This window comes from Pseudomonas sp. MWU12-2037 (assembly GCF_023242345.1).
GTDB classification, from domain to species: Bacteria; Pseudomonadota; Gammaproteobacteria; order Pseudomonadales; family Pseudomonadaceae; genus Aquipseudomonas; species Aquipseudomonas gingeri_D.
In genome coordinates, this window is record NZ_JALLIZ010000004.1 from 13,441 (window position 1) to 32,435 (window position 18,995).

At 63.4% G+C, this 18,995-nt stretch carries 15 protein-coding genes; 4 read left to right on the forward strand and 11 right to left on the reverse strand.

What is annotated here, in order from left to right; translation table 11 throughout:
• The first annotated feature begins 1 nt into the window (after position 1).
• On the forward strand, positions 2–1,105 hold the full coding sequence (locus tag M5B42_RS08355) for a sigma-54 dependent transcriptional regulator (protein WP_248745528.1): 1,104 nt from the start codon (positions 2–4) through the stop codon (positions 1,103–1,105).
• Here the strand turns inward: M5B42_RS08355 and M5B42_RS08360 are convergent.
• A complete protein-coding gene (locus tag M5B42_RS08360) occupies positions 1,102–1,467 on the reverse strand; it encodes an antibiotic biosynthesis monooxygenase (RefSeq protein WP_103494824.1) in 366 nt (121 codons plus the stop codon). The genes M5B42_RS08355 and M5B42_RS08360 overlap by 4 nt on opposite strands.
• 94 nt (positions 1,468–1,561) lie before the next feature.
• Here M5B42_RS08360 and soxR point away from each other — a divergent pair, with 94 nt between their 5' ends.
• Positions 1,562–2,023: a redox-sensitive transcriptional activator SoxR gene (gene soxR / locus M5B42_RS08365; protein WP_103494791.1), complete on the forward strand. Its 462-nt coding sequence runs from the start codon at positions 1,562–1,564 to the stop codon at positions 2,021–2,023.
• Positions 2,024–2,036: 13 nt separating this feature from the next.
• Here soxR and M5B42_RS08370 read toward each other — a convergent pair whose 3' ends face one another.
• The 4 genes from M5B42_RS08370 to sfnG form a co-directional block, all read right to left on the reverse strand.
• Positions 2,037–2,807, reverse strand: a complete 771-nt coding sequence (locus M5B42_RS08370; protein WP_100943937.1) for a MetQ/NlpA family ABC transporter substrate-binding protein — start codon at positions 2,805–2,807, stop codon at positions 2,037–2,039.
• Between the two features lie 79 nt (positions 2,808–2,886).
• Positions 2,887–3,552, reverse strand: coding sequence for a methionine ABC transporter permease (locus M5B42_RS08375; RefSeq protein ID WP_248745529.1), 666 nt, complete (start codon positions 3,550–3,552; stop codon positions 2,887–2,889).
• Positions 3,553–3,556: 4 nt separating this feature from the next.
• Positions 3,557–4,780 (reverse strand): SfnB family sulfur acquisition oxidoreductase, encoded by a 1,224-nt coding sequence (locus tag M5B42_RS08380; protein ID WP_248745530.1) that lies wholly within the window; start codon positions 4,778–4,780, stop codon positions 3,557–3,559.
• A gap of 167 nt (positions 4,781–4,947) precedes the next feature.
• Positions 4,948–6,048 (reverse strand): dimethylsulfone monooxygenase SfnG, encoded by a 1,101-nt coding sequence (gene sfnG, locus M5B42_RS08385; protein WP_103494795.1) that lies wholly within the window; start codon positions 6,046–6,048, stop codon positions 4,948–4,950.
• 402 nt (positions 6,049–6,450) lie between these two features.
• Here sfnG and M5B42_RS08390 point away from each other — a divergent pair, with 402 nt between their 5' ends.
• Together M5B42_RS08390 and M5B42_RS08395 are read left to right on the forward strand one after the other, a co-directional pair.
• Positions 6,451–7,692, forward strand: a complete 1,242-nt coding sequence (locus tag M5B42_RS08390; protein ID WP_248745531.1) for an acyl-CoA dehydrogenase family protein — start codon at positions 6,451–6,453, stop codon at positions 7,690–7,692.
• A gap of 148 nt (positions 7,693–7,840) precedes the next feature.
• Positions 7,841–8,620: a TSUP family transporter gene (locus tag M5B42_RS08395; RefSeq protein ID WP_103494797.1), complete on the forward strand. Its 780-nt coding sequence runs from the start codon at positions 7,841–7,843 to the stop codon at positions 8,618–8,620.
• A 147-nt stretch (positions 8,621–8,767) separates the two neighbouring features.
• On the opposite strand, the gene nudC is transcribed toward M5B42_RS08395, so the two are convergent.
• The 6 genes from nudC to M5B42_RS08425 form a co-directional block, all read right to left on the reverse strand.
• Positions 8,768–9,598: an NAD(+) diphosphatase gene (gene nudC, locus M5B42_RS08400; protein ID WP_103494798.1), complete on the reverse strand. Its 831-nt coding sequence runs from the start codon at positions 9,596–9,598 to the stop codon at positions 8,768–8,770.
• A 17-nt stretch (positions 9,599–9,615) separates the two neighbouring features.
• Positions 9,616–10,428 (reverse strand): crotonase/enoyl-CoA hydratase family protein, encoded by an 813-nt coding sequence (locus M5B42_RS08405; RefSeq protein ID WP_152736911.1) that lies wholly within the window; start codon positions 10,426–10,428, stop codon positions 9,616–9,618.
• 264 nt (positions 10,429–10,692) lie between these two features.
• A complete protein-coding gene (locus tag M5B42_RS08410) occupies positions 10,693–11,517 on the reverse strand; it encodes an HAD family hydrolase (RefSeq protein WP_248745532.1) in 825 nt (274 codons plus the stop codon).
• Positions 11,514–13,037 carry a glucose-6-phosphate dehydrogenase gene (gene zwf, locus M5B42_RS08415; RefSeq protein ID WP_248745533.1) on the reverse strand — a complete coding sequence of 508 codons (1,524 nt, stop codon included), beginning with the start codon at positions 13,035–13,037 and terminating at the stop codon, positions 11,514–11,516. Before zwf ends, M5B42_RS08410 begins: the two co-directional genes overlap by 4 nt.
• Positions 13,034–14,014: a phosphogluconate dehydrogenase (NAD(+)-dependent, decarboxylating) gene (gene gnd, locus M5B42_RS08420; protein ID WP_248745534.1), complete on the reverse strand. Its 981-nt coding sequence runs from the start codon at positions 14,012–14,014 to the stop codon at positions 13,034–13,036. Before gnd ends, zwf begins: the two co-directional genes overlap by 4 nt.
• A gap of 115 nt (positions 14,015–14,129) precedes the next feature.
• Complete coding sequence (locus tag M5B42_RS08425; RefSeq protein WP_248745535.1) at positions 14,130–18,920, reverse strand: hypothetical protein; 4,791 nt, start codon at positions 18,918–18,920, stop codon at positions 14,130–14,132.
• Between the last annotated feature and the right edge of the window lie 75 nt (positions 18,921–18,995).

Here is an 18,995-nt window from a genome sequence, read left to right on the forward strand (position 1 = left end):
TATGCAGCTGCTAACGTTACCGCCCTCGCCGGCCCTGGCCACCTCCATCCGCGCCACCGCCCAGGTCTTCGAAGACCCCAAGTCCCAGGCCCTGCTCGCCCACCTGCAACAAGTGGCGCCGAGCGAAGCCAGCGTGCTGATCATCGGTGAAACCGGCACCGGCAAGGAGCTGGTGGCCCGGCATATCCATAACCTCAGCGCCCGGCGTAACCGCCCGTTTGTCGCGGTCAACTGCGGGGCCTTCTCCGAATCCCTGGTGGAAGCCGAGCTGTTCGGCCATGAAAAAGGCGCATTTACCGGCGCCCTCAGCGCCAAGGCCGGCTGGTTCGAAGAGGCCGACGGCGGCACCCTGTTCCTCGACGAGATCGGCGACCTGCCGATGCCGATCCAGGTCAAGCTGCTGCGGGTCCTGCAGGAACGCGAAGTGGTGCGCCTGGGCTCGCGTAAAAGCATCCCGATCAATGTGCGGGTGCTGGCGGCCACCAATGTGCAGCTGGAAAAAGCCATCAACGCCGGGCACTTTCGCGAAGACCTGTATTACCGCCTCAACGTCGTCAGCCTGGAGCTCAGCCCCCTGCGCGAACGCCCCGGCGATATCCTGCCGCTGACCCGGCACTTTATCGAGAGCTACAGCCAGCGCCTGGGTTATGGCGATATCCGCATCAGCCCCGGTGCCGAACAGAAGCTCAGGAGCTACGGCTGGCCGGGCAATATCCGTGAGCTGGAAAACGTCATTCATCACACCTTGCTGATCTGCCATGACGGCGTGATCGAGCGCGACGACCTGCGTCTGTCGAACCTGCGCATCGAGCGCCAGGACGACAGCGGCAGCGCTCTCGATGACTCGGTCGAGGCCTTGCTCAACCGGGCTTTTCAGAAACTCTTCGAGGAGCAGGCCGGCGCGTTGCATGAAAAGGTCGAGGATGCGTTGCTACGCGCCGCCTACCGTTTCAGCCACTACAACCAGGTGCACACCGCCGCCCTGCTGGGCCTGAGCCGCAATGTGACACGCACGCGGCTGATCAAGATCGGCGAGTTGGCGGTGAACAAGCGCCGGGCAGGCGAAAACGTCCAGGGTGACCGGATGTTGCAACTGTCCATCTAGCCCACCAGGGCACACTGCAAGGCGTCGTCCTGGCTGCGCTCGATGCTGCGCAGCACCTGGAACGAATCGAAGCTCACCGCCTTGGCGTGGTGGGCGCGGATCAGTGCCCAGAAATCCTCTTCGCCGCTTTCGAAACGGGCAAATGCCGCTTCGCCATCTTCCCTGGAACGCCATTGCAGTGTGTTGAGCACACGCCGACCGTCGTCGCTGGCCTGCACCGTGCCGCTGATAAAGCCACCCTCGACCCGGGCCAGTCGCTCGGTCTGCCTGGACAAGGCAGAGACCAGCGCCTCCAGTTGGACAGGCTCGATCTCGAACTGGATCAATTGAGTAAAACTGCGATTTTGTTCTGTCGACGGCATGAAAAGGTTCCCCGTGAAGTCAGACAGGATCTTGTGATCCGAGGCCACGCAGGGTAAAACCTCCAGTTAACTCAAGGTCAAGAGATTTCTCGCCATGGCAACACCAAAACCCCTGCCCACGGACAAGGCCCTGACGGTCGGCCAACTGGCGGCCCGCAGCGGCGTGGCGGTGACCGCCCTGCACTTCTATGAATCCAAAGGCCTGATCCAGAGCTATCGCAATGCCGGTAACCAGCGTCGTTATCCGCGCGAGGTGTTGCGCCGGGTCTCCCTGATCAAGGTCGCCCAGCGCCTGGGTATTCCGTTGGCGGAGATTCACCAGGCCTTGCAGAGCCTGCCCGAAGGCCGCACGCCGACGGCCGAAGACTGGAAGCGCCTGTCGGAAAACTGGAGGAGCGGACTGGACGAACGCATCGCCCAGTTGACCCGGTTGCGGGACAAGCTCAACGGTTGTATCGGCTGCGGTTGCCTGTCGATGGAGAACTGCCCGCTGCGCAACTATGGCGATATGTTGGGTGCCCATGGGACAGGCGCGCGGCTGCTGGAGCCGCGGTGAGCCTGTCCATGGTTCAGAACCCCGGGGCGATCTGACCCTTGTAGCGGGTCAGGATAAACTGCCGCACGGCATCGGAATTCAGCGCCTTGGCCAGTTTCTGGATACGCGGGTCATTGATATTGTCCGGCCGCGCCACCAGGAACTCGACATACAGGTCCTTGCCCTTCTCGACGATCAACGCGCTATGGGTGTCGATCCCGGCTTCCAGCGCGTAGTTGGCAAACACGAACGCCAGATCCACCTGGCTCACCGACCGGGCCAGCATCGCCCCTTCCAGTTCGCGGATCTTCAGGTGCTTGGGGTTCTCGACGATATCGTGCTGGGTCGCCAGGGTATTGCTCGGGTCCTTGAGCTTGATCAAACCCGCTTCGTGCAGCAGCACCAAGGCCCGCCCGGTGTTCACCGGATCATTGGGAATCGACACCGAGGCGCCGTCCTTCAGTTCGGAGATGTTCTTGATCTTGGTCGAGTAAGCCCCGAACGGCTCGATATGCACGCCGACCACCGGCACCAGGTTGGTGTGGCGGGTCTTGTTGTAGTCATCAAGGAACGGCCGGTACTGGTAGTAGTTGGCATCCAGGTTCTTCAGCGCCAACTGCTGGTTGGGCTGGATAAAGTCATTGAACACCTTGATTTCCAGATCGACGCCTTCCTTGGCCAGTTCCGGTTTGACGAACTCGAGGATCTCCGCGTGGGGCACCGGGGTGGCGCCGACAATCAGTTTTTCATTGGCGTGAACCGCCAGGGACATCAGGGCAGCCAGGATGGCCAGGGTCTTTTTCATGCTGTGCTCCAGAGAGGCAAAAGGGGCCGGCGTGTGGCGGACGTTGGGCCTGGGTTGTTCAGGGTTATGGGTAATGAATTCAACGATGGCTGTAGCGGGCCACCAGACGATCACCGGTCATTTGCAGGCCCTGGACCAGGACCAGCAGCAGGATCACGGTGACCACCATCACATCGGTCTGGAAACGCTGGTAGCCGTAGCGGATCGCCAGGTCCCCCAGTCCGCCGCCGCCGATCACTCCGGCCATGGCGGTGTAGTCCACCAGCACGATGGCGGTCACCGTCACCGCCGCCAGCAAACCCGCGCGGGCTTCGGGTAACAGGGTGTGGCGGATCACCTGCCAGGTGCTGGCGCCCATGGCCTGGGTCGCCTCGACCACGCCACGGTCGACTTCGCGCAAGGCGGTTTCCACCAGCCGGGCGAAGAACGGCGTGCAACCCACCACCAGCGGCGGGATGGTCCCCGGCACCCCGAGGGACGTGCCCACCAGCAAGGTGGTCAGGGGAATCAGCACGATCAGCAGGATGATGAACGGCAGCGAACGCAGGATATTCACCAGCACCGACAAGGTGCGGTACACCAGCAGGGTTTCATGCAACTGGCGCTTGCCGGTGAGAAACAGCAGCACCCCCAGGGGCAGGCCCAGCAGTACGGTGAAACCCAGGGCCGCCGCGAGCATGCTCAGGGTGTCGAGGCAGGCCTGGGCGATGTCCGCCCAGTAGATATTTTTCAACCATTCAGCCATGGACTCAGGACCAGTCGTGACGCGGTGGCTTGATGCCGTTGAGCAACCAGTTGCCGACCACGTGGTACTTCCAGCGCACCGGGTCGTGCAGGGTGTGAACCCGGGCATTGCGCCAGTGGCGATCGAAGTTGTGCTTTTTCAAGGTCGAACGGGTGCCGCCCAGTTCGAAGAGCTTGTTGCTGGCCTCGATGGCAATCTCGGTGGTCAGCACCTTGGCCTTGGCCACCGCCAGCGAGGCCCGGGCGACATTGCCTTCATCGGGGGCCGGACGCGCGGCATCCAGGGCCTTGCCGGCTCGTTCGAGCAAGGCTTCGGCGGCTTCGAGGCGGATCTCCAGGCCGCCGATCTGAATGATGGTCAGGGGGTCTTCGCTGGCCTTGTCCACCCCGGAGTCGATCCACGGACGGGCGTATTCGCGTACAAAAGCCACGGTATCGCGTAGAGCCGCGCGGGCAATGCCGGCATCGATGGCGGCGGTGGTCAGTTGGGCGAAAGGCCCGGCCAGGGTCGGGCTTTCGTAGGAGCGATACGTGGGGAACAGGTTGAAGGCCGGCACCTTCAGATCCTCGGCCAGCACCGTGCCGCTGGAAGTGGTGCGCTGGCCGATGCTGTCCCAGTCATCGACGATCACCAGGCCCGGCGTACCGCGCTGAACAAACGCCAGTTGGCCTTTCTGCTCTTCGTCCAGGGCCAGTACCGCCAGCCAGTGGGCGTACAACGAGCCGGTGCAGTAGCCCTTGCGAGCGTTGATCACATGCCCGTCGCCGTGACGACGAATCGTCGCCTGGATGTCCTGGACATTCTTGCCGCCGGTTTCCGACAGGGCATTGGCAAATCGATGGCCCTGCAGGGCCAGGGCGAAGAAATGCGCTTGCTGCTCGGGGGTGCCTTGCAGGCGGATGTCTTCCAGCAGGCAGTAGTGGTTCTGCGGGATCTGCCCCAGGGACGGATCGGCCGCCGAGATGATCGCAATCACTTCGGCCAATACCGCATAGGAAACCTGAGCGCCGCCGAATTCGCGCGGCACGCTGATGCCCCAGAGACCACTGTTGGAATAGCGATCCACCACTTCGGCGGGCACCTGGCGGGTGCGATCACGCTCTGCGTCGTGCTCCAGCAGATAAGCGGCAACGCCGTGGGCAACCGCGAGCGCTTCGGCCTCGTCACGGATCAGGTGGGCATTGGGGGAATGGATCGGGTAAACGGCGGATTCAGGCAAGGACGACATGGAACGCTCTCGGGCGAATAATGTTGCCTGGGTTATTGCAGCTTCTGTGCCTGAATTATTATTTGTTGATTTTCATAGGGTTATGGCGTTTACCCAGCAATAGCGCGGCGCACGCAGAAGAACACAATGCCGCTTCACTGTTGCTGGGTGAACACCTGGACGAGACCTCAGGCCAGCGCTTCCTCCGCCCTTGCGACCTTCTTCGCTTCCAGCTCCCGCACCAGCGGCAACACCCGTTTGCCGAAGTACTCCACCTCTTCCTGGAAGTGCAGGAATCCCGCCAGCACCAGGTCCACGCCCACGGCTTTCAAGGCAACGATCCGTTCGGCGATCTGCTGCGGCGTGCCGATCAGGTTGGTCTTGAAGCCGTCGTTGTATTGCACCAGGTCCTCGAAGCTGGACTTGGCCCAGTTACCTTCGCCTTCCGGCGACGACTTGCCCGCCTGTTTCGCCGCATCGCCAAAGGCGCCGACGGCCTCGGGGTCGGCCTTGTCGATGATTTCCGCCAGCACCGCACGGGCCTCTTCCTCGGTGTCGCGGGCGATGACAAAGGCGTTCACCCCGACTTTTACCGAGTGGCCGTTGGCGGCCGCCTTGGCGCGAATATCATCGACCTGGGCCTTGATCCCTTCGGGCGTGTTGCCGTTGGTGAAATACCAATCCGAGACCCGCGCCGCCATATCCCGCGCCGCCCGGGAACTGCCGCCCTGAAAAATCTCCGGGTGTGGTTGGCTGAGGGGCTTGGGTTTGAGGCTGTAGTCGTTGAAACGGTAGAAATCGCCCTTGAAGGTGAACTGCTCTTCGGTCCAGATGCCTTTCAGCGCACGGATGAACTCTTCGGAGCGGCGATAGCGCTCGTCGTGTTCCAGCCAGTGTTCGCCGATGGCGTGGAACTCACCGCGAAACCAGCCGCTGACGATATTGACGGCGATCCGGCCGCCGGTGAGTTGATCGATGGTCGCCAGCTGCTTGGCCGCCAGCGCCGGCTGCCAGGGGCCGGGCAGGATCGCGGCAATCACCTTCAGCCTGGTGGTCGCGGCCAGCAGGGCATGGCTGAAGGCGACCGACTCATGCTGGTATTCGGCGCCGTAGCCAGCGGTGAAACGGATCTGGGTCAGGCCGTATTCGAACCCGGCCTCTTCCGCCAACTGCGCCAGCTTGCGGTTGTAGTCGATATCCCAACGGGTGCGCTGTTCGATCTTGCTGACCACCAGCCCACCGCTGACATTGGGCACCCAGTAGGCGAATTTTACGGCTTGCTGACTCATGGTATCTGACCTCGGACCGGGGAATGTCAGAGGGTCAGAGCAGCAAGCGTGCCAGTGACCGGGAACCCTCCTGGCAGAAAGAGGCCTCAGTGGAGGAAGTGTTTATGCGGGAGCGACGTTTATGTGGAAGCGGAGCTTGCCCGCGAAGGCGTACTCAAGGCCGCCAAGAGCTTCGCGGGCAAGCTCCTCTCCCACAAAAGCGCGCTACCCACACGGGATCGATACACCCCGGGCGCTGTGGCCTGGCGGACGATTTGTTGAAGCGCTGTGCATCAGGCAACAGTTGTCCCTCACCCGCCCACGGCAACCGCCCGCGCCACCGGGCCTGGCGCTCTCGGCATGGACCCTGCAACCGCTCCTGGCAATCGCATTTTTCTCTGCCTGCCCTCAAGGAGCTGTCCCATGACCGAACACCAGGTGATCAACCCGCTGTCCCTTGGCGTCGACTACGAATCCCTGGCCGAACGCTTTCGGCCGATCTTCGCCCGTATCGCCGCCGGGGCGCTGGAACGGGAGCAATCGAGCAACCTGCCCCACGAGCCGATCCAGTGGCTCAAGCAGGCCGGTTTCGGCGCCGTGCGGGTGCCGCTGGAATATGGCGGTGGCGGTGCTTCCCTGCCCCAGCTGTTCCAATTGCTGATCGAACTGGCCGAAGCCGACTCCAACGTGCCCCAGGCCTTGCGCGGACATTTCGCCTTTGCCGAGGACCGCTTGAATGCCGCGCCCGGGCCGAATCGCGACCTGTGGTTCAAGCGCTTCGTCGACGGCGATATCGTCGGCTGCGCCTGGACCGAAATCGGCAACGTGGTGATTGGCGATGTCGGCACCCAAGTCACTCCGGATGGCGAACACTGGCGCCTCAATGGCGAGAAGTTCTACAGCACCGGGAGCATTTTTGCCGACTGGATCGACGTCTACGCCCGCCGCAGCGACACCGGTGGCAATGTCATCGCCGCCGTGCGCGCACGCCAGCCGGGGGTCGAACACAGCGACGACTGGGATGGTTTCGGCCAGCGCACCACCGGCAGCGGGACCTCGCGTTTTATCGATGCCCCGGTGGAAGCCGGGCATGTGATCGACTTCGCCACCCGCTTCAAATACCAGACCGCGTTCTATCAGTTGGTGTTGCTGGCGACCCTCGCCGGGATCGGCCGGGCGGCGTTGAAGGATGTGGCGCATCAGGTCCGCGAGCGCAAACGGATCTACAGCCATGGCAATGCCCCCCATGTCAGTGGCGACGCCCAGGTGCAGCAGGTGGTGGGCGAAGTCGCCGCCCTGGTGTATGCCGCCGAAGCCAGTGCGGTGCGGGCCGCGCATCCGGCGCAACGGGCTTATATTGCCCGGTTCGGTGCTGACACCGAGGCTGAACGGCAAGCCAATGTGGACGCGGAAATCGAATCGGCCACGGCCCAGGTGGTGGTGTCCGAGTTGATCCAGCGGGCCACCAGTGAATTGTTCAATGCCCTGGGTGCTTCGGATGTCCGCCAGGGCAAGGCGCTGGACCGGCATTGGCGCAATGCGCGGACGGTGTCGTCGCACAATCCGGCGATCTACAAGGCAAGGATTGTCGGGGATTGGCGGATCAACGGCACTGAGCCGCCCTATGATTGGCAGATCGGTAACGGCCCGCAATCAAAGTCATAGTCAACATTTGTGGTGCCTGGTCCACCGCCGCGAAGGCGTCAGAACAAGCACCCCATGGGATAAGGTCGCAGCAACATTCGGTAATGGGTAAGATGACGGCCTTTCGGCGCGGCCCTGCCGCGCCACCTGCCGATAGTAAGCCGACCCCATGCCTTTCGATCTCAGCGTAGACCTGACCACCCTCGCCATTCTCACCGTCGTTGCCTTTATCGCCGGATTTATCGACGCCATCGCCGGCGGCGGCGGGCTGCTCACCACCCCGGCCCTGCTCACCGCGGGGCTACCGCCGCATCTGGTGCTGGGCACCAACAAACTCAGTTCGACCTTCGGCTCCGCCACCGCCGGTTTCACCTTCTATCGGCGCAAGCTGTTTCAGCCAGGGCAATGGAAACTGGCGATTCTCGGCACCTTCGTCGGCGCGCTGATCGGTGCCGTGACCGCGCACTTCATGCCCGCCGAATGGCTGAACAAGATGCTCCCGGTGATCGTCTTCGCCTGCGGCCTGTACCTGTTGTTCGGCGGCACGCCCAAGGCGCCGCTGGACAGCAACGCGCCGATCAAGAAGAAACGGCAATTGCCCCAGGGCCTCGCCCTGGGCTTCTATGACGGCGTGGCCGGTCCCGGCACCGGTGCCTTCTGGACCGTCAGCAGCCTGCTGCTCTACCCCATCGACCTGGTCAAGGCCAGCGGCGTGGCCCGCAGCCTGAACTTCGTCAGCAATGCCGCCGCACTCTCGGTGTTCGTGTTTTCCGGCCAGGTGGACTGGGTGATCGGCCTGTGCATGGGCATATCGGTGATGGTCGGTGCCTTCTTCGGTGCCCGCACCGCCATCAGCGGCGGCGCGAAGTTTATCCGCCCGGTGTTTATCACCGTGGTCCTCGGCCTGACCGTACGCCTGGCCTGGCAACACTGGTTCAGCGTGGCCTGAATCCAGAGAACACCCCATAACCTGTACAAACCGGCTTGCTGGCGATAGCGATTTTCCAGGCGACGATGATGTCGGCTATCAGATCCCATCGCCAGCAAACCGGCTCCTACAAGGACGGTGCATGGCCATGAATTGAACGGTGTAAGGCTAGACCGGCAGCAACGGTTCCGCATACCCCAGGCGCCTGGCCAGGTACAGGTCGATCAGGTAACGGGCGATTGAACGCGAAGCCGGCAACGGCGGCATATCGTGGATGCTGAACCATTGCGCGTCCTCGATCTCATCCGCCTGGGGAACAATCTCGCCACCGGCATACTCGGCGTGAAACCCCAGCATCATCGAGTGCGGGAACGGCCAGCACTGGCTGCCCATGTACTGGATATTCTTCACCTCGACCTGCACTTCCTCGCGCACTTCCCGAATCAGGCATTCCTCCGCCGACTCACCCGGCTCGGCGAAACCGGCCAGGGTACTGTAGACCCCGGGCACAAAACGCGGCGAACGGGCCAGCAGCACTTCGTCGCCCCGGGTCACCAGCACGATCATGCTCGGCGAAATCCGCGGGTAACTGCGCAAGTCACAGGACTGGCAGAACATCGCCCGCTCCAGAGGCACCTGGGTCATGGCCTGGCCGCAACTGCCGCAGAAGCGGTGCTCGCGGGCCCAGGTCGCGATCTGCGCGGCATAACCGAGCATGCGATAGAGCGTGTGATCGCCCTCGAGCATGAATGTCCGCAGGCCCTGCCAGCGACCGCCCGGCAGTTCGAAGCCGGACTTCAACTCCAGCAGATAGACCGGCTCGCCGTCCAGATGCCCGATGCCATGCTCGGCCAACAGCGACAGGTCCTGGCGCTTGAGCCACTCGCGAGGAAACAGCACCCCATTGTCGTCCAGCAGAAAACCGGCGGGGCTATGCACCACGGCCCAGCCGCCGGTCTGCTCGATATCCAGTACTGCGGTTGTCCAGCGTTGAGTCATCGGGAGAGTCCTAGGCGTCAATCAGGGAATTCGGCTTTCTGCTTGCTCATGTGCGCGGCGATGGCGACGCGCAAGTCAGTGGATTGCAACATGGCGGCGTTCCAGGTGGCAACGTATTCCAGACCGTCATCGATCCGATGGTCGCGCATATAGCTGACCATCGCCTTGGTTCCGGTGACGGCAATCGGCGATTTAGCGGCAATTTCCCGGGCAATGCCCAGCACACCGTCGAGCAAGGCCGCCTGATCGGGGTAGACGCGATTGACCAGGCCGATGCGGATCGCTTCGTCGGCACCGAAGTGGCGACCGGTATACGCCAGCTCGCGGAGCATGCCGTCGCCGATGATACGGGGCAAACGTTGCAGAGTGCCGACATCGGCGGCCATGCCGATATCCACTTCCTTGATGGAAAACTGCACGTCCTCGGCACAGTAGCGCATGTCACAGGCGGCGATCAGGTCGACGGCACCGCCCAGGCAGTAACCCTGGATCGCCGCCAGGACCGGCTTGCGGCAGTTGTCGACAGCATTGAAGGATGCTTGCAACTCCTGGATCTTGCGCCGTAGCAGGCGGGCGTTGCGGCCGACATCCTTGCCCAGTTCGTTGGCCACCGAGGCCAGCATCATCAGGTCGATCCCGGAGGAGAAGTGTTTGCCGTTGCCGCTGATGACCACCACGCGCACGGCGTCGGTGTCTTCGATCCACTGGAAGATCTCGATGATTTCGCTCCAGAAGGCGGCGTTCATCGAGTTGATCTTTTCCGGGCGATTGATCCGGACATGGGCGATGTTGTCTACCAGTTCGACGTGGAAGGCTTGGTATTCGGACATGACGGGCATCCTTGGCAGGGCGAAAAGAGATTCGTCACTATAGCAAGGGCCCGCGTCGGGCTATAGGAAGCGGATATGCCAAAAGCCGGACGATGCATTGTCAGTCCAGGGTGAATGGCCGCCTGCGGCGGTTCGTCGGAACGCCGCCCGGACCAAGCCCTGCTCCTACAGGTTTTTTGTCATACGCAAAAACCGGAATCGACGCAAACATTGTAGGAGCAGGGCTTGCCCGCGAACCGCCATGGGCGGCCATCCACCGCGGATTTATCGGCTGACCAGAATAAACCGCTCGATGGCCTGCGCCGCGCCATCCTCGCTATTGCTGCCGGTCACCACATCCGCCTGACGCTTGACCACCTCCTCCGCCTGCCCCATGGCAATCGCCAACCCCGCCCGGTGGAACATCGCCGGGTCGTTGCCGCCATCGCCGATGGCCGCCGTCTGCTCCAGCGGCACGCCGAGGTATTTCGCCAACGTCAGCAACGCCTCGCCCTTGTTCGCCTGCATCGCGGTGATATCCAGATAGGAACGCTGTGATCGACTGGCCAGCGCCTGCTCCGCCACCAACGGCTGCAACACCGACTCCAGGTCAATCAGCAATTGTCCGTTGCCACTGGCGCCGACAATCTTGTCGATACGGTCGAGGTACGCCGTGAAGTCGTCCACCACCGTCGGCGCATAACCCAGTGCATGCTGTTCCCGAGGGACCATGGTGCCGTGGGGGTTACGCAGCAGCCAATGGTTGTCGGCAAACACCCAGACCTCAACCTCCTCATGCCGCGACAACAACTCCAGGGTGATCACCGCCGCCTCGCGGGGGATGTAATGCGTCACCAGATAACTGCCGTCGGGGTTGACCAGCGTGCCGCCATTGAACGCCGCAGTGGGAATATCCACCCCCAGCGCCTCGATCTGCTGGCGCATGGCCCGCGGCGGGCGTCCGGTGGCGAGGCTGAAAAACACCCCCGCCGCGCGCAACGCCTCCACGGCCTCGACCGTGCGCGGACTGAGGCTGTGATCAGGCCCCAACAAGGTGCCGTCCATATCGCTGAGCAGCAAACGGATCGGATACCGCACCACCGCCTTCATCCGAGGCTGCGCCAGACACGGCCGTCACGGGCCAGCAACTCGTCGGCGGCTTCGGGACCGTTTTCCCCGGCCTTGTAGCCCTGCACCTGATCGTCCTCGCCCCAGGCATCGAGGAACGGCTGCACCGCCCGCCAGCCGTTCTCGATATTGTCGGCGCGCTGGAACAGCGTCTGGTCGCCGGTCAGGCAATCGTAGATCAGGGTTTCATAGCCGGTGGACGGCTGCATCTCGAAGAAGTCCTTGTAGGCAAAACCCAGCTCGACATTGGTCATTTCCAGTGCCGGCCCCGGACGCTTGGCCAACAGGTCGAACCACATGCCTTCGTTGGGCTGGATCTGGATCTTCAGGTAGGTCGGCTGCAGGCGCTCGACCTCGGTGTCGCGGAACTGCGCATAGGGCGCCGGCTTGAAGCAGATGGCGATTTCCGTGTTGCGCACGTTCATGCGCTTGCCGGTGCGCAGATAGAACGGCACGCCGACCCAGCGCCAGTTGTCGATCATCACCTTGAGCGCGACATAGGTCTCGGTGTTGCTATCGGGCGCCACGTTGCTTTCTTCACGATAACCGGGCACGGCCTTGCCGCCCAGTTCGCCGGCCTGGTACTGGCCGCGCACCGAATTGGCCCGGGCCTCCTCGACCGTCCAGGGACGGATCGCGCCGACCACCTTGGCCTTTTCACCGCGTACCGCATCGGCACCGAACGCCGCCGGTGGCTCCATCGCCACCATCGCCAGCAACTGGAACAGGTGATTGGGCACCATGTCCCGCAGGGCGCCGGTGTGTTCGTAGAAACTGCCACGGGTCTCGACGCCGACGGTCTCGGCGGCGGTGATCTGCACATGGTCGATGTAATGGTTGTTCCAGAACGCTTCGAACAGACCGCTGGAGAAACGGCTGACCAGGATGTTTTGCACGGTTTCCTTGCCCAGGTAATGGTCGATGCGATAGATCTGCTTCTCGCTCATCACCTTGAGCAGGCGGGCGTTCAAGGCTTCGGCGGTGGCCAGGTCGGAACCGAAGGGTTTTTCGATCACCACCCGGCGAAACACCCCGTCGCTTTCCTCCAGCAAGCCGGCCGCGCCCAGGCGCCGCGCCACTTCGCTGAAGAAGCGCGGCGCGGTGGCCAGGTAGAACATCGCATTGCCCGTGCCGCTGGCGATGATTTTCTCGCCCAGGGCGACATAGGTCGCGTCGTCGAGGAAGTCGCCCTGCACGTAACTGATGTGTTTGGCCAGGCGCTTCCAGAGTTCGGCATCCAGCGCGGTCTCCGCGCCTTCCCCGGTCTTGGCCGCGACTTCGGCGCGACTGAAGTCCTCGAGTTTCTTGGCGAAATCGGCATCGCTGATGGCGTTGTGATCGACCCCGACGATATGCAGATTATCGCCCAGCAGACCATCGCGGGTCAGGTTGTAGAGCGCCGGCATCAACAAGCGCTTGACCAGGTCCCCATGGGCACCGAACAGAAACAGCGTGGTCGGCGGCGGGGGCTCTACCTTGCGCTTGCTACGGGAGGCATTCATTTTTTCGGGGTCTCCACATGGCCGCCGAAACCGAAGCGCATGGCCGACAGCAGTTTGTCACCATAGGTGCTTTGCTGGCGGGAGCGGAAGCGGGCAAACAGCGAATTGGACAGCACCGGGACCGGCACCGCTTGTTCCATGGCCGCCTCGATGGTCCAGCGCCCTTCGCCGCTGTCGGCCACCGCGCCGCTGTAACCGTCGAGTTTCGGGTCACTGGCCAGGGCATCGGCGGTCAGGTCCAGCAGCCAGGACGAAACCACGCTGCCGCGCCGCCAGACTTCGGCGATATCCCCCAGGTTCAGGTCGAAACGCTGGTCCTCGGGCAGGCTCGGCGAGTTCTTGGTCTTGAGGATGTCGAAGCCCTCGGCGAAGGCCTGCATCATGCCGTACTCGATGCCGTTGTGGATCATCTTGACGAAGTGCCCGGAGCCCGGCGGGCCGGCATGGATATAACCGCGCTCGGCGCGGTCGTCGGCGCTGACCCGGTCGCGGGTGCGGGGAATGCTGCCGATCCCGGGGGCCAGGCTGGCGAACAACGGATCGAGGCGTTCGACCACCTTGGCGTCACCGCCGATCATCATGCAGTAACCGCGCTCCAGGCCCCAGACCCCACCGGAAGTGCCGACGTCGATATAGTCGATGCCCTTTTGCTCCAGCTCCTGGCCGCGACGGATATCGTCCTTGTAGAAAGTATTGCCGCCGTCGATGATCACATCGCCGGCGTCCAGCAGTTTACTCAGCTCGGCAATGGTGTCCTCGGTCGGCGCACCGGCCGGCAGCATCACCCAGACCGCGCGCGGTTTATCCAGGCCGGCCACCAGTGCCGACAGGTCGGCGACGCCGCTGGCGCCCTCTTTAGCCAGGGTGCTGACGAAGTCGGTATTGCGGTCATACACCACTGTCTGATGGCCATCAAGCATCAGGCGCCGCGCGATATTGCCGCCCATGCGGCCCAGTCCGATGATTCCCAGTTGCATGCAGGGTACTCCCGATATCGATGAAAAAGCTCTGACACACCTTAGCCCAGCGGCAGGCGGATGTCTGTCTCGATATCGGTCGGGACACTGATTGCAGACGCCAAGCGGCCTGTTTTCAAGCGGCTCTATCCACTTCGCCAGTATTGAAAAACAGCGCCTGGGCCACAGGCTTGTCGAGGATCTGGCCCCGGTGGATATCCAGCGTCAACTGCGCCCGGCCGCCCTGCCCGGCCTCGATCCTCGCCGCCGCCCGTTGCCGGGCCGTGGCCTGGGCCTTGCTGCCCAGGCGCCGTTGCGCAAGGGGCTTGAGATGCGCGCTGACAAACCCGGCATCCGCCGTGGTGGCTGCCGGGTAATGGAAATGCGCGTACCACAGGGGACGGCCATCCTTGTGGCTGACCACATACTCTTGCAGGAAACCACCCTGTTCCTGCGCCTGTCGCCCGCCGGCGCGGTGAATATCCACCTGGTCCTGCTCTTTCAGATACTGCAGACGCGCCAACTGCGGGGGGTTGCGTTTGATCGCGGCGATACGCGCCTGACGCCCTTCGGCGATCAGCCCGGCGGCTTCGCGGCGCAAGCTGTCCTTGAGCGTTTGAGCGGTTTTCATGGGCGCCGATGTCCCGCCGCTCTCAGTGAGGGCCTGTTGGATATCGTCCGCCAAGGCGTTCAGTTTCTGCGCCTTCAGCTCCAGGATACCTTGCAGGTCGCGGGGGTCCTTGGAGGTTCCGGTCAACGCCATCACCTGGCGAATCAAGGCCTCGACACCCTCGCGCTCGGCCTGACCCTGGGTCACCAGCCGGGACAGTCCGACCTTGCGCGGGATCGGCGGCGCCGGCTCGGCCTTCACTTCCTCCCAGAAGGTGTCCTGGGCATCCTCCTTGTTCTCCTTGAAGGCCGACACCAGTGCGCCGTTGGGATCGGTGATCTCAACGATCTCATCCTCCTGTTCGGGCGTACGCTCGCGTACCCGGCCGACAAACACTTCACGGTTGCGGGTGCGGATAAACTTCTTGCGCGTGCCGCCAGCCACCGGAGCGGGCCTGGGCACGGGATCGGGTTCGGCCGGCGCGGTCTCTTCCCATAATTCGAACAGTCTGTTCAGCGCCCCTTCACGCAACTGCGCCAGCAGCCCCGACAGGCGCGTGGCGTATTCGAACAGGCGCTGTTGCGGCATCAGGCCCTGCAAATAATTCAGCAAGTCGTGGGTCTCATCGTAGCGATTGACGGCCGTCAGCAAGGCATCGATACGGTCCTGGCGCGGATCTTCGGCACTCAGGCGATTGATGGTGTTGGTCACGTACCGGGTTTGCTCGGCGCTGTGCTTGATGGCCGCGAAAATCTGATCGTCCATTTGCAAGGTGATCTGCAAGGGCAGTTCGTCCAGGGTCAAGGCCAGCAGGGTCGACAGTTGCACCGCCTGCCAATCCAAGGGTGTGAACGGCTGCACCGGCGCCTGCTGCAGTGCGGCGGCTTGCGCCGGCCCCGGTTCGGGAAGCGCCCGCAACTCATCGAGCGCGGCATATTCCCGGGTGCTCCAGAGGATCTGCTTGTCGGTGATCTCGACATTGTTCTTCAGGTTGGCGACGACCTGGGCATAACGGGCATCCGAGTCGGCGGCGATCATCTCGTTGATCTCCCGGGCACTCAGGCTGCCTTCGCGGCCCACCGCCAGGGACAGGTTCAACAATGTCCGGCAATTGCGCACGCTGTCGGCCAAGGCGGCCACCAGCGTCGCCGATTTGGGCACCACCTGGCGATTGTCATTGAACGCCTTGATAAGGCGGATCTTTTCTTCGAGGGCCACCTGCAAGCCCTCCAGCTTGCCCAGGTATTCGCGACGTTTGTCACTGCGCTGTCGGTCGCTGAAGTTCTTCGCGGTCTTGCCCTCGCTCATGGTCTCAAGACGCTTGCGCAGTATTTCGGCCTCGTTCAACAGGGTGCCGATGCGCGCCGAAGCCTGGGTCATTTGCTCGTGCAGCGCGCTGGCCCGGTCGCGCAGCTTGCGCTGCAGGCGCGCCTGCACGGTTTCGCGGCCGCTGCCACCGCGCAGGCGCAGACGCAGATCGAAGCGCCAGCGACCTTGCTCATCGCGCTCCAGAAACGGCCCCGGAACGCCCGAAGCATCGACCACACGGGGACCGTCATCACTCCACGCGACCTGATACAGGGCATTCTCGATCAGCGCGTGCCAGCCCGTGTCCCCGGGGCCCCCGAGATGCACCAGTCCCTTGTTCGGACCGCTTGCGGAAACCGAACCAAGGCTATCGAGTCGCGGCGGCGTGTCGAAGCCCCTGACACTGAACTTCTCCAGGGCTTTGCGCGAGGCCATCGACAGGGCCTGGCGCGGATTCGACCAGGACAAGTCGAAAGGCAGTGGTGGCGAATCGTCGGAAGTCGGAGGCGCTGTGATCCGCTCAAGCGACACCTCCCCCTCGATCGCCAAGGGCTCGCGCTGATCCGCCGACTCCGGGGTGGTAAACGACTCCGGCAACGGCTCGCGCTCATCCGCCGTCACCTCATGCAACAGAACCGCCGCCAGGTTGCTCAGCATATCGGCCCAGCCCTGGGCCCGGGCATCCTCGTCGTCGCCCTGCAACCCCGGCAGGTCCTGGCGAATACCCCGGTAGAGCATGATCAACCAGCTGGCCTGGGTCAACGGGCCGCTGGCAAACATCAGCATTGAGCTGAACAGTTGCCATCCGCTGTCCTTCAAGCGCGCCCAACGTTTTTCCGCATTCGACCACAACTGCATATCGGCCTGGCGGATCACCGCGTTGATGCAGGCATGAAACAGATGGTGGACATAGTCCTCGGCGACTTCCTCGTCGCCCAGGGTTGCCGGTGCCGCCGGTGCCGGCAACGGCGCGGCTTCATCACCCGGCAGGACCGAGCCGAGATGGGGCTGACGGAAACCGCCGTTGGCATACACCGCACGTCGATTGGCGGGGAGCCCGGCCAACACACTGTCCTGCAAGGCTCCCGATTGCCCGACTGCCTCCAGCAGCGCCGGCCGGCAGACATACTCGCCCAGGGGCGGGTCGAACAGCGGACGGTAAAGCAGATGCGGGCCCCGGCGGGTATCCCGGGGTTCGATAAGAAACATGCCCGCAGCCTTGTCCGGGCTCGCCCCAGGACTGGCCAGAAAGGCCAGCGGCCGGAGCACGATCGGCAGGCCGTCGACCTGGCGATCACGGGCGTCGAACGCCAACATCGCCCTGACCAGCCGATAGCCCATTTCGGTCATACCCTGTTCGCCTCGGAGCTTGAGCTCCAATGCCGCCAAGGGCAGTTGGGCCTGGATCTGGTGAAAAAAGCGTTGCTGGCGGAACACCGCATACCGCGTATCGTCCAACAGTCGCTGCCGCAGGTAGGCCGGGTAGCCGGCACCGATATCCACCTCGGTGATCAGTTCCAGCAGATAGTCGGCCGTCATCCAATCCGGCAGCGGCACATCAGCGGCGAGCCGGACACGCATCCGCGTCGCGCCGAAACGAAAATCATCGAGGTTTTCCAGCGCCAGTTCGGGCAGCGTCAACTGGACTTCCTCGAACTCACCCAGCACGTCCGGCAACAGCGGCTTGCGCCGGTACTTCTCCAGCGTCAGGAGGATGTCCTGCATGCGGATCTCCGGCATCCGCGGATGCCGCCGCGCCATGGCCGCCCTCAGCGCCTGTCGGCTAAAGCGCGACAGCGAAGCCACCTCGTCGAAAATACTGTGGGACGATGACTTGCCCAGTGCCGCGACCAAGGTCGATAACAGCCCGGCATAACCGCGCCGGTCCGCCTCTGCGGCGTTCAGCAGCCACAGCGGCGCCGCCTCGCGCACCCGCCGTTGCAGAGGGGTGAGCGGCGCGGGTGCGGGCGTAGCAAACCAGTCTCCCGGATCGGTGATGCGCTCGACGCGCGCCGACCAGGACTCGCCCGCTCCCTGCGTAACGCCGCGCGGCAAACGCTCCAGCGCGCGCAACTGGTTTTCCAGCAAGGCCCCGGCCAGGTTGTCGAAGACATTCAGCTGCGAGGGGATCAGGTCGACCTTCCCGGGGTCCGGCACCTGACCACGCAATAGCGTCCAGAGCTCATCGACTGGCTGCAAGCGCTGTACATCATGACCCGGGCGGAGCAGGAAATAGGCAAAGTCCGAGGCTGACAGCTGGCGGGCGAAAACCACCGCGACGGGCGTGACGCCAAGCCGTTGCCGCCGACCCTTGGCATGCAACAGATAAGCCGCCAGGGCATTCTTGCCCAGCAGGCTGTCACGGATCGACTGGTCTTCGCTGACCAGCGCCTTGGGCAACCTCTGGCTAGCCTGGAGCGCCTGGCTATTGGGCATGCTGCCGGTGCCGTACATCGAAACGAACAGCAGGTTCGAGAGGGCCGCGCAACGGCTGGGAATCTCCGGCGCGTGCCGATCCCAACCAGGCACCCAGGCGTCCGAGCCCGGGACCTTGCCCGCCCAGTCGGGCACCGGTTCATTCCAGAACGCAACCAGTTGTGCCTTGAAGACTTCGAGCAGGGCATCGCCCCAATCATCAAGCGTCGCGCCCAACCGTTTCAGGTCCACCGTCGTGACCGCAACCTCCACCGGCGAGCCGGGTGCCCGGCTCACCAGTATCGAATCGGGAGCGTCATAACGCGGGCTCCAGCCTTCGCTGAAGCGCCGCAACAGGACTTCGGACAAGCCGCTGTATCGATAGCGGGAGGCCGGCTCCCGCTCTCCGAGCCAGAGGGTTTCAGCCTGGATCCGTTGCCCCTGAACCCTGAGGTCGGGAGCCTGTTGGTCCAGCGCCGCCTGCACCAGCGAGTCCACCACCGACGACAGTGTCGGTCGAGCGGCGAAAAGCGTGCGGGCGGTGTTTCGGTAGTGTTGAAGTGAAGTCTCCAGCGAGGTCGGCAGGGAGATCATGAGGCCGCAATCCTTGACATGGGAAAGCGGCCAGCTAACAGGAACCGGTCAGCCCTCGCGCGGTAGCGGGCTATA